Source organism: Pseudomonas laurylsulfatiphila, assembly GCF_002934665.1.
Taxonomy (GTDB): domain Bacteria; phylum Pseudomonadota; class Gammaproteobacteria; order Pseudomonadales; family Pseudomonadaceae; genus Aquipseudomonas; species Aquipseudomonas laurylsulfatiphila.
The window spans coordinates 1,193,602-1,204,379 of the sequence record NZ_NIRS01000001.1 but is presented as its reverse complement, the minus strand read 5'-3'; the positions used below and the strand labels follow the sequence as shown (position 1 = coordinate 1,204,379).

Below are 10,778 nucleotides of genomic sequence, written 5' to 3'. Positions count from 1 at the left end.
TTATTTTTTGGAGACTACCGCCCATGGCACTGCACCCGGACATCGAAGGTTTTCTGGAACTGGCCGAGTTCGGCCGCCTCAGCGGCAAAAGCCAACCCATGCACGAGCTGACGCCTGGCGAAGCCCGACAGCAATTCGAACAGACGTCGCAGTTGCTCGATGCCACCCCGACGGGTGCATTGACGGTGACGGCGGTCAGCCTTCCAGCGCGGGACGGGCATGTGCTCAATGCGCGGCTGTACGCCAAACCGCAACCGCACAACGAGCCACGCCCGGTGTTGTTGTACTTCCATGGCGGCGGCTACGTGGTGGGCAGCCTCGATTCCCACGACACCCTGTGCCGGCGTCTGGCGCTGGCAGGAGAATTTGCCGTGTTGTCGGCGGACTATCGGCTGGCGCCGGAACACCGTTTCCCCACCGCTTACAACGATGCCGAAGACGTAACGCGTTGGCTGGCTGTTACCGGTGCCCAAGCCTTGGGACTGGACGCGAGGCGCATTGCGCTGGCAGGGGATAGCGTCGGCGGCAGCCTGGTGGCATCGCTGTGCATCGCCATGGCCCAGGACCCGCTGGGATGGCCGCTGGTGCCGCGCCTGCAAGTGTTGCTGTACCCGGTGATCGACGCGGTTAAAGAACGCCCGTCCCTGGCGCGATTCGCCGAAGGCTATCTGCTGGAAGCCACCACGCTGGAATGGTTCTACCAGCAGTACCAATGCAGCGAAGCGGATCGTGCCGACTGGCGTTTTTCACCGCTGTACACCGAGCGCGTGGAAAGCCTGACGCCGACGGTGCTGTGGCTGGCCGAGTACGATCCATTGCTCGATGAAGGTTTGGCCTGGGCCGAAAAACTGCGGGCCGCAGGGCAACCCTTGGCGCTGGAGGTGAAGGCCGGCATGACCCACGACTTTGCGCGCATGGGCGAAATGGTCCAGGAAGTGCCGGGGATGCTGGTGCAACTGGCGGCGCAGATCAGCGAAAGCCTGGTCTGATTTGTGGGAATTGCCCTGAGGTCGATCAGTTAAGCACAACCCCTGTGGGAGCGAGCTTGCTCGCGATAGCGGTCGTACATTCAACATCTATGTGTCTGACCCAACGCCATCGCGAGCAAGCTCGCTCCCACAGGTCTATCGGTGATCTGGATATTGTGGTCAGGGCGGATCAAGCCGATCCAGCGCCCGATTCACCGCCAGTTCCCCCAGCATGATCACCTGCGCAATCCCCAACAGCGCATTGCGACTTGTCCCCTGTAAATGATCCACCAGATCGTTGGCCATGACATTGGCCGACGCCAACGACTCACAAGCGTGCACCAACAGGGTTTCGGTACTGAGTTCGGGGTTCACGATGAACATGGTACTGAGTGTGCGCGGGGTGGCCATGATGTTGGGGCCTGGATCGAAGGCGCATTCGGCGGTTTCGTGGACTTGTCTTGATTCGGGACTTTCGTGTGGGGAGGCCGGGTCGGAATCCGGCGGATTGGGTGTGGGCTTGAACATGGATGGTAAACCTCTCAGTTGAGCCGCACCTGTCTCGCTACTAAACGGAAGGGTGGCGGCTGTGCGCAAGTTAGTAGACCGGATTACCACCCAAATCCGGCGCACCCGAAGGCGCCATGCACACAGCCACCATCAAATGCAGGCGGACACCTGATTGAAGGACGCTTATGCAACCGATTTTGGATGGTAAGACGGGCTACTAAACCCGATCACTGACAATCAGTGACCCGAACCAAGTTACCGACCACCCCCAAGGCGCACAAGCCGGCGGATTCTGGCGTACCTGTAGGCAACGACGCAAGGCGTTGTGGCTTTCATGAAGTAACCTGTAGGCCGCTTAACACGGATAACGCAATACCTGTAGGAGCTGGCTTGTCGGGTCGCCGCATCGCAGCGATGGTCGTTAACGATGACGCGTGAGAACTGGATAAACGCGGCGCACTTGAGAACATCGCCAGCAATCGAGCGTCGACCGGCTGCTCCTACAGGTACTGCGTGAAGAACCAAAAAAAGCAGTCCCTCGACACTTCACTCAAAACTGCTAAATTCATCGCCCGATTGGCACGACAAGGAGTGTTCGTTCATGAAATTTGGCTACCTGATCATCTACGTCAAGGATGTAGAGGCCTCTCTCAAGTTCTTCTCATCGGCCTTCGGGCTCAGCGTTCGATTCCTCCATGAGTCAGGCACTTATGGCGAACTGGAAACCGGCGAAACCGCGCTGGCATTCGCCGCCGATGAACTGGCCGCATCGAACTTCAGCACCGGTCATGTCCCGGCGCACTCATCCCTCAAACCGTTAGGCATCGAAGTCGGGCTGGTAACCGAGGATGTCCCCGCGGCCCATGCCAAAGCGATCCGAGCAGGCGCTAGCGAAATAGCTGCCCCGACTGCCAAGCCCTGGGGGCAAACCGTGTCTTACGTTCGATGCCCTGACGGAACGCTGGTTGAGCTGTGCACACCCGTAAACGCTACCGAGAGTGAGTCTTGAAAGCCGGGCGCGAAGCGAACCAGGCAGATAAGTCTGGCAGTAACCTGCAAGTGGTCACACCAACAGAGCAATTGGCGATACTTGAAATCTCAGGGATTACGCCGCAACTCCGGGAGTTGGAAACGGAGGCCGTTGCAGAGGGCTTCAGGTTCCTCTCCCGGTTGATCGAGGAATGGGAAAGCGGTGCCAATCGATTCGATCAGCAGGGTGAGTGTCTTTTCGGGGCGTTTCGCAACGGGCGGCTGGTTGCCATAGGCGGTCTTTCGTCAGACCAATTTGCCGAATCGGATGTAGGGCGATTACGGCGGGTCTACGTCGCACGTGCATCAAGGGGCCAGAATGTGGGCAAAGCGTTGGTGCAGCAACTGCTGGAACTGGCGTCCAGGCATTTCCGCGTTGTGCGACTGTCCACGGACACACCCGAAGGCGCTGCCTTTTACCTTCGCTGCGGGTTCCAGCCGATACAGGATGATTTCGCCACGCATATGAAGTCGTTGGTGGAGTGACATAGCCGATGCGAACTTTTAGAAAAAACCTCATCAGTTGCCTGATATTCCCCATCGCCCCAGTCGCCGTCATTTATCTCACCGCCGCCCTGTGCAGGGACATCTGGGTGGAAAGTTTCTACACGCCCGGCGAGGATGGCGGGGAAGTCGAACTCACGTTGACGCTCTACATCTTTCCGCTGCTGCTGATTATTTTTGCCCCTTTGCTGGCGGGGCTGACCGTGTTGACTCGTTGGGGCGCGCGGCGCTTTGCACCTGGTGCCTGGTGGCGGTGGGGCATGGCGATTCCACGTGTCATCCTGGCGGCCATTCCATTGTTTATGTTTCTGCTTTCGACCGGTTTTCTGATGGGGGATGTACTCGGCCCTTTCAGGCATTGGCAGGTGGCGTGTGCGTGGGTAGCCTGCGCGGTCACCGTAGGAGCATTTGTGGTTCAGCAATTCTCACGCCTGAAGGAATAGTTCTCAAGCCACGGAGGGGGTTGCCGAGCTATCTTCCGCATCGCGTATCGGCTATGTAATATCGACATCGGCCCGATGCTACCCGCCGTTCACTCCCGCCGGGAAAGAGAAAAGCGTCTCCTCCTTATTGATCAGCCGTTGCGATCCGGTGCGACCTGACCCGCTTTGAACCACCTGCTACTAGGATGAACACGCCATGACCACGCAGGACATTTCGCTTCAAGACATCGCCGCGCCTGAAGGCGTTTGTTATGGCTGCGGCAGCCAGAACCCGCACGGGCTGCACATCAAGAGCTTCTGGCATGAAGACGGGGTGCATGTCATGGCCGAGCATATGCCCGATGACAAGTATTGCGGCTGGCCGGGTCTGGTTTACGGCGGTTTGATCGCGATGCTGGTCGATTGCCACTCCAACTGGGCCGCGATGGCTTATCACTACCGCGCCGAACAGCGCGAAGTGGGCAGTTTGCCCCACGTCACCTGCGTCACCGGTAACCTGGGCATCAAGTACATCAAGCCCACCCCGATGGGCGTACGTCTGACATTGCGGGCAAGAGTCGAGGGTGATGTCGGGCGCAAAAGTCGCGTCATCTGTGAGATTTTCGCCGGGGATGTCCTGACCGCTGTCGGGGACTCCACGTTTGTCCGCGTCGATACCGAGCAACTCCGGGCTGCCGCGCACGACAGCAAGGTCGGTTCCTGACCCCGGCGCCTTCGCCGTTCGTCAGCGAGCCAGCACCTTTCCCGATGCCGGGTCTTCCAAGGTTTTACACCTCACCGGGGAGACCCAAATAATGAACAGGAAAATGCTCGCACTCATGGCTGCGGGCCTGCTGTCGACGGGTTCTTTTTTTGCGCTGGTCGCCGAGAGCGCGACGGCGGGTTCCGCTGTCCCGCCTGCTGCCGTTCCTGGCATCAACCAGCCGCAGGTTGCTGAATCCAAAGACGAGAAGGCTGACAAGAAGGGCGAGGAGGCCGCGGGCTCAAACTCCGGTGCCGATTCGCAAGCGGCGCAAAAGGATGCCGCGACCTCAAGTGGTTCGAAGGACGAAGTAAAGGAGCCCACGCAGTGACGGCCTGAATCGACCGGTTTTTCCCGGCCATTACGCGACGTCTACGCCATCACCCGGTTGCGCCCGCTCTGCTTGGCCAGATAGAGACGTTCATCGGCCAGCTTCAGTACGCTCTCGGGCATCGGGGTGTCCGCATTCCGGCAAGCCACGCCGATGGACATCGTCAGCCTTCCCACCTGCGGCACCTCGGTCTGCGCGATGTGCTCGCGTATCCGTTCGGCAATGACCCTGGCGGTATCCAGCGGCGTATCCGGAAGGATCAGCGCAAACTCTTCACCACCGGCGCGGCAGGCGAGGTCGCCGGTCCGGGAGTTCTGCTTGAGTATGTCAGCGACTGATTTCAGGGCCACATCACCGGCGTCATGCCCGAAGGTGTCGTTGACCTTTTTGAAGTGATCGATATCCAGCGCCAGCACCGAATAGGCTTGCCCGGTTTTTGCCAGCAGATCCAGTACGCCGCCCATGGCCCTTCGATTGGCCAGGCCGGTCAGGGGATCGCTTTGTGCTTCGTGGCTGAGCTGGCCAAGCTTTTGCTGAAGCAACTGCACACCGGTCAGCATGGCCTGGCGAATGGCCGATGCGTCGCGGTACCAGGCATGGACTTGCCGCAGTTGCTCGGTCGTTTGCGGGGCGGCCAACTGGTCGGCGGCTGCCGATAACTGGCGCAACGGGCGGGCGATCAGTGTGGTCCCGAGCAAAATCAGCCCCAGACCCAACAGCCCGGCAGGGATCATGTCCAGGACCATGTCGCGCATGAGTTGCCCAAGCGGCGCCAGGCTGAGGTCCCGGGGTTGTTGGGCGACAACCGCCCAGTTGGCGTCCGGCACCTGGGCAAAACCGGCGAGCATGGGCACACCCTTGTAGTTCGGGCCTTCCAGGGAGCCACGTTCGCCGCGCAAGGCCGCATCGACCGTCAGGCTCCAGCCCAGGACCTCACCGATGCGCTTCTGGTCCGGGTGATACAGCAGCCGCCGATTACCGTCAGCGATGAACGCAAAGGTCCCTTCGTGATGGAAGTGACGGCTGATGATCGTATGAAAGGTGCTTTGCTTGAGCAGGTAGACTGAGCCGCCGACGACGCCGAGGAACTCCCCTGACGGGTTGAAAACCGGTTGTGAAATGAACACCACCAGGTTGCCCGCCGCGGAAACGTAAGCGGCGCTGACCGATGGACGACGTTCCTTGAGCGCCTGCTGGATGCCCTCCGACGTCAACGTGGCGCCGACAATCTGCGAGGTATCCGGATAGGCCTGCAGGACTTTGCCTGTCGCATCCACAATGGCAATGGAGTTGAAGTCGGCATCCTGGGCTTGCAGGCGGATGGCTTCTTTGCGCAGCACTTCGGGGTCGTTCCAGTGCTGGCCGAGGGTCGTGGCACTGTAGTTCAAGCGACTGTGCGCCGAGTTCAGGAACTCACCGATGCTGGAAGCGACTTTTGCGGCATAGGCTGCGTTGGCCTCAAGCGTCGTATGGATCAGGGACTGACGCTGCACCCGGTAAGCGACGTAGAGGCTGTTGCACAGCGTCGCGAGGACCGACAGCAGGACGAAGAAAAGAATCAGCCCGCGCAGGTCGATGGGCAGGGGCCTGGACAGCTTCGCGCGGCTACCTTGTTCGTTGATGGCGCTGTTGGGGTCATCCGCTGGCGTCGCCATTTTCGATCCATGAATGGTGTGTTGTGAGGGGGGCAAAGACTGCCTTGCAGGATAGGCAGAGAGCGCCGAGTTGTCACATGCACACCACAGAAAACAGAACCGGGCAAGGCTTTGGCCGCTGCAACTTCTGTGGGAGCGAGCTTGCTCGCGATAGCGCAATGTCAGTCAACGATGATGTTGACTGTGCAATCGTCATCGCGAGCAAGCTCGCTCCCACAGGTTCTGCGCCTCGGCTGACAGGCAATAGCTGCCGGCAATCAGTACTGCGCGCGCAGGCTCAGGGTCACGGTGCGCGGGTCGCCGTAGAAGTTGGTGCCCCAGGAGGCATCGACGCGGTCGTAGTACTTGCGGTCGAACAGGTTGTTGGCGGTCAGTGTTGACGACAGGTTTTCGTTGAACTTGTAGCCGACCTGCGCCGTGGTGATGGCATAGCCGCCTTGCTGGAACTTCACGTCACGCTGGTAGTAAGTGTCGCTGACCGCCCGCACGCCACCGCCGACGCTGAAATCCTTGAGCGGACCGTCGGTGAACTCGTACTTGGTCCACAGGTTGAAGTTGTGTTTGGGCGTGATGGTGCTGAAGGTCTTGCCTTTGTTGGTCGCGTCGCCATCCAGGAACTTGGTGGAGGTGTAGGCGTAACCGGTGACGATGCTCCAGTTTTCGGTCAGGTTGCCGCTCAGCTCGGTTTCCCAACCTTCGCTGCGTGCCTTGCCTTCGGTCATGTAGGCACCGGAGCTGTTGTCGTATTCGGCGCGGTTTTCATCGTAGATGCGAAAGGCCGCGAGGCTGGCGTTCAGGCGACCGTCGTAGAACTCGCGCTTGAGGCCGATCTCGTACTGCTTGCCTTCGCGCGGGCCGACCGGCTGGCCGTCCGTGCCGATTTCGCTCTGCGGTTTGAACACGCCGGTGTAGCTGAAGTAGGTCGACAGTTCCGGGGTAATCTTGCCGATGATGGCACCGTACGGCACGACCTTGCGATTGATGCTGGTGTGGGCTTCGCCGAAGTTGTTGAAGAAGGCGTTGGCGTTCTTCGCGTCGGCTTCGTACCAGGTCACACGGCTGCCGCCGATGACGTCGAGCCAGTCGGTGACGTTGAACTTCGCACGGGTATAGACACCGTACTGGTCGGACTTGGACCAGTTGCCGTTGACGTGCGCATAGTCGTTGCGGGGAATGTCGATGCTGCCCGGATCCCACACGTTGATCGGGAAGTACTCGCCGCCGCCGTAGGTGAAGTCCTTGTCCAGGTGCTGGTACTCGGCGCCCAGGGTGAACTCGTGGCGGCGATCGGCGAACTCGAAGGGCGTGGTGACGAAACTGTCGACGCCGATGGTCTTGATGTGGGTGTAGTAGTCGTAGGCCACGGCCCAGCTGTCACCGGTGGCAGGGTCGACCGCGCCGTCGGCCCAGGTGAAGTTACGCTCCGGGGTTTCGGCATCGCGATAGGTCAGGGTGGTCTTGAACTGACCGCCGTTGTCCAGTGCGTGATCAACTTCGGCAAAGGATTCCCAGACCTTCTCGTTCAGGGTGTTCCACTTGGCGTCGACGAAGGTCGAGCGCGGAACGTCCAGCAACGTGCCGTCGGCATAGGCCGGCAAGCCGAACGCCGGGGTGGAGTTGTTCTTCTGGTAAGCGCCGCCGACAGACAATGTGGTGGACGGGTCGAGGTCGAATTCCAGGCGACCGTAGACCATCGGGCGTTCGTTCTGCGCGTAGTCGACGAAGGACTGGTTGTTCTCGTAGGCGGTGATGAAACGACCGCGCACGGTGCCCTGGTCGTTCAGCGGGCCGGTGACATCGACCATGGAACGGTAGTGATCGTAGGAGCCAGCGGCCAGTTCGCCACCGAGGGCGAATTTGCCCAGGGCGCGCTTGCGCACCACGTTGATCGTACCGCCGGGTTCGCCTGCGCCCTGGTACAGGCCCGACGGACCACGCAGCACTTCGACGCGGTCGTACATCGCCAGGTCGAAACTGGTGGCCATGTCGCCCTGGCCGGTGGGTTGCGAGACGCCGTCGACCTGCACCTGGTCGACGAGGAAGCCGCGCATGTAGACGTCGTTGAGGCTGGAGCCGGAGTTGTAGGTCTTGATGGTCACGCCGGTGACCTGGCGCATGGCGTCCTGCAGGCTGTTCATGTTCTGGTCGTCCATGCGCTGGCGCGTGACGACGGACACCGACTGCGGGATGTCCTTGACCTTGATGTTGCCTTTGCCGATGGTCACTTCATCGCTGGTGTAGGAATGCGTGCCTTCGGTGGTCGGGCCCAACGCCACGCCGGTGATGGACGTCGCACCCAGCTGCAATGCACTGGAGTCACCGACCGCTGGCACCAGCGACACGGTGTTGCCATTCAACTGAAAATTGATGCCGCTCCCCAGCAGCAAGGTTTTCAGTGCCTGTTCCGGTTCCATGTTGCCAGACACCGCCGTGGACTTGATGCCGTTGACCATGTCCTGGCTGTAGAGAATCTGCAGGTTGGTCTGCTGGCCCAGTTCGCGCAATGCACTGGCCAGCGATTGGGCCGGCACATTGACGTTCACCGGGGCCGCCTCGACCTGGGAAGTGCCCAGCAGCAACAGGGTCAACAGCGCACCCGGCACGACCGTTCGGAATTTCTTTTGCCGATCGATGGCTAATGCCAAGGGTGCGCGGGACAGAGTAAGGCTTTGCATTGCTCGAATCGCTCCAGAAGGGTGTGTGCAGTTTTTTAGTTAATGATAATTATTATTAGACGGGCCACTTTGCCTAAACCGGAAAACAAACTTCAAAAAAACAACAACCTGCGTGCAACCACCGTTGTCAGGCGGTCGCGCGCTCGGTGATGACCCGGCCCGACTCCATGCGCACCAGTTGATCGGCCATGTCGAAATAGCGGTCGTCGTGAGAGATGACGATGATGGTCTTGCCCAGGCGCTTGAGGTCCGGCAGCAGCTCGGTGTAGAAGATGCGGCGGAAGGTCGGGTCCTGGTCGGCGGCCCATTCGTCGAACACCAGCACCGGGCGTTCTTCCAGCCAGGCATTGACCAGCGCCAGGCGCTTGCGCTGGCCGGTGGACAGGTCGGTGGTGGTGAAACTGCCGTCCCTGACACTGACCTTGTGGGCAATTTCCAGGCGTTGCAGGTAGGCATTGGCATCTTCGGGGATGTGCTGGTCACCCTGCACCACGTCATCGAACAGGTAGTAGTCGGCAAAGATCGTGGTGAACAACTGGCGGTAGTCGTCTCGATTGTGTGCGTCGATGCCTTGGCCGTTGAGCAGGATTTCGCCGTGTTGCGGGGCGTAGAGGCCCAGCAGCAACTTGATCAGCGTGGTCTTGCCGCAGCCGTTTTCGCCGACGATGAAAATGATGTCGCCTTGCGCGATGCTCAGGTTCACCGGGCCCAGGCGAAACGCGTCGCTGCCCGGTGCGGCGGGGAAGGCGTAGCTGACATTGTTCAGTTGCAGGCTGTTGACCACAGCCGGCGGGGTGCCTTGGTCGTTGAGCAGCAGGTGCGGTTCCGGCGAGGAAAACCGGCTCGACAGTTCGGCGATGCGGCGGAAGGCGATGCGCGCCCGGCTCACGATCGGCAAGGTGCTGACCAGGTGCTCGATCGGGCCTTTCATGTACAGCAGCACCAGCACGAATCCGCTCATCACCGCTTTGTCGGCGCTGGGCCAGAAGGATTGCAGGGCCAATGCCAGGCCGATGACCACGAAGAACAGCATCGAGCCGAGGGTCTTGGCGATCACGAAGGTGTTGATCGAACGTACCTGGGTGTCGCAGATGAAATCGGCGGTGCCCTGGATGCCCTTGACGAACATGCGCTGGCGGCGCGGACGGTGGATGCGCAATTCCTTGGCGCCGCCGGCAATGGCGTTGTAGTGCTTCTGCAATTCGTCTTCGGCGTCGCGGGCGGCCATGAAACCTTGGATACCCTTGCCCTGCGCATAGAACTGGATGCCGGTGCCGATGACAATCGCCAGCACCATCATCAGGAACATCGGCCACGACAGCATCGCCAGGTAACCCATGCAGCCGAGGGTCACGGTCAGGGAAATGGCGAGCGGCGCGAAGGCGAAGGCGAAGTCGCTGATGGTGTCGACGTCGTGGGTCAGCACCGGGATCAGCCGGTGGCTGCGGTAGCGCTCGATCTGCTCGATGGGCGCCGACAGCACTTTTTCCCCCAGCTCTTTGCGCAGTTTGGCAATGATGTGCTGGCCGACGTAGTTGGTGCCGATGTCCGAACAGATCGAACTGCCCAGGGCCAGCAGGCACAGGCCGCCGAACAGCGCGACCACGCCTTGGGTCAGGCCGTCCGGCGAATGCAGCGCGTTGTTGATGGTGGCCAGCAGCACCGTCACGCTCAGGCCGCCGACCATGCCCAGGAGGATCGACAGACTGACGACGAGCCGGAACGGTTTCAGGAGGCTGAACAATTCATGAATTGCACCGCGCGTTGGCTGAGTCATGAGCAGAGGGTTCCTTGGGTCTTGAGGCAGATACCCAGTAGAACGTCTGATGGAGGGCTTAATTTAAAGGCGGGGCGACTGGTGGCTGGGGAGTTACATAAACCCCTGTGGGAGCGAGCTTGCTCGCGAAAGCGGCGGGTCAGA

Annotated in this window: 10 protein-coding genes; 6 read left to right on the top strand and 4 right to left on the bottom strand. The window is 60.4% G+C overall.

Annotation, left to right across the window (positions count from 1 at the left end):
- The first annotated feature begins 23 nt into the window (after positions 1-23).
- Positions 24-989, top strand: a complete 966-nt coding sequence (locus CD175_RS05585) for an alpha/beta hydrolase (RefSeq protein ID WP_104448002.1) — start codon at positions 24-26, stop codon at positions 987-989.
- Between the two features lie 159 nt (positions 990-1,148).
- Here the strand turns inward: CD175_RS05585 and CD175_RS05580 are convergent, their stop codons facing one another.
- Positions 1,149-1,496, bottom strand: coding sequence for a DUF6124 family protein (locus CD175_RS05580; protein ID WP_104448001.1), 348 nt, complete (start codon positions 1,494-1,496; stop codon positions 1,149-1,151).
- 583 nt (positions 1,497-2,079) lie between these two features.
- Between CD175_RS05580 and CD175_RS05575 the strand changes: the two genes are divergently transcribed.
- The 5 genes from CD175_RS05575 (at position 2,080) to CD175_RS05555 (ending at position 4,527) form a co-directional block, all read left to right on the top strand.
- On the top strand, positions 2,080-2,487 hold the full coding sequence (locus CD175_RS05575; RefSeq protein WP_104448000.1) for a VOC family protein: 408 nt from the start codon (positions 2,080-2,082) through the stop codon (positions 2,485-2,487).
- A gap of 50 nt (positions 2,488-2,537) precedes the next feature.
- Positions 2,538-2,993: a GNAT family N-acetyltransferase gene (locus CD175_RS05570; protein ID WP_104448082.1), complete on the top strand. Its 456-nt coding sequence runs from the start codon at positions 2,538-2,540 to the stop codon at positions 2,991-2,993.
- An 8-nt stretch (positions 2,994-3,001) separates the two neighbouring features.
- Complete coding sequence (locus CD175_RS05565) at positions 3,002-3,454, top strand: hypothetical protein (protein WP_104447999.1); 453 nt, start codon at positions 3,002-3,004, stop codon at positions 3,452-3,454.
- Between the two features lie 196 nt (positions 3,455-3,650).
- Positions 3,651-4,157: a PaaI family thioesterase gene (locus CD175_RS05560; protein ID WP_104447998.1), complete on the top strand. Its 507-nt coding sequence runs from the start codon at positions 3,651-3,653 to the stop codon at positions 4,155-4,157.
- 91 nt (positions 4,158-4,248) lie between these two features.
- Positions 4,249-4,527 carry a hypothetical protein gene (locus CD175_RS05555; RefSeq protein ID WP_104447997.1) on the top strand — a complete coding sequence of 93 codons (279 nt, stop codon included), beginning with the start codon at positions 4,249-4,251 and terminating at the stop codon, positions 4,525-4,527.
- A gap of 41 nt (positions 4,528-4,568) precedes the next feature.
- Here the strand turns inward: CD175_RS05555 and CD175_RS05550 are convergent, their stop codons facing one another.
- The 3 genes from CD175_RS05550 to CD175_RS05540 form a co-directional block, all read right to left on the bottom strand.
- Positions 4,569-6,182, bottom strand: coding sequence for a diguanylate cyclase (locus tag CD175_RS05550; RefSeq protein ID WP_104447996.1), 1,614 nt, complete (start codon positions 6,180-6,182; stop codon positions 4,569-4,571).
- Between the two features lie 257 nt (positions 6,183-6,439).
- The gene (locus CD175_RS05545) at positions 6,440-8,857 is read right to left on the bottom strand and encodes a TonB-dependent siderophore receptor (protein ID WP_104447995.1); all 2,418 of its coding nucleotides are present in this window, start codon (positions 8,855-8,857) and stop codon (positions 6,440-6,442) included.
- A 127-nt stretch (positions 8,858-8,984) separates the two neighbouring features.
- On the bottom strand, positions 8,985-10,634 hold the full coding sequence (locus CD175_RS05540; protein WP_104447994.1) for a cyclic peptide export ABC transporter: 1,650 nt from the start codon (positions 10,632-10,634) through the stop codon (positions 8,985-8,987).
- Between the last annotated feature and the right edge of the window lie 144 nt (positions 10,635-10,778).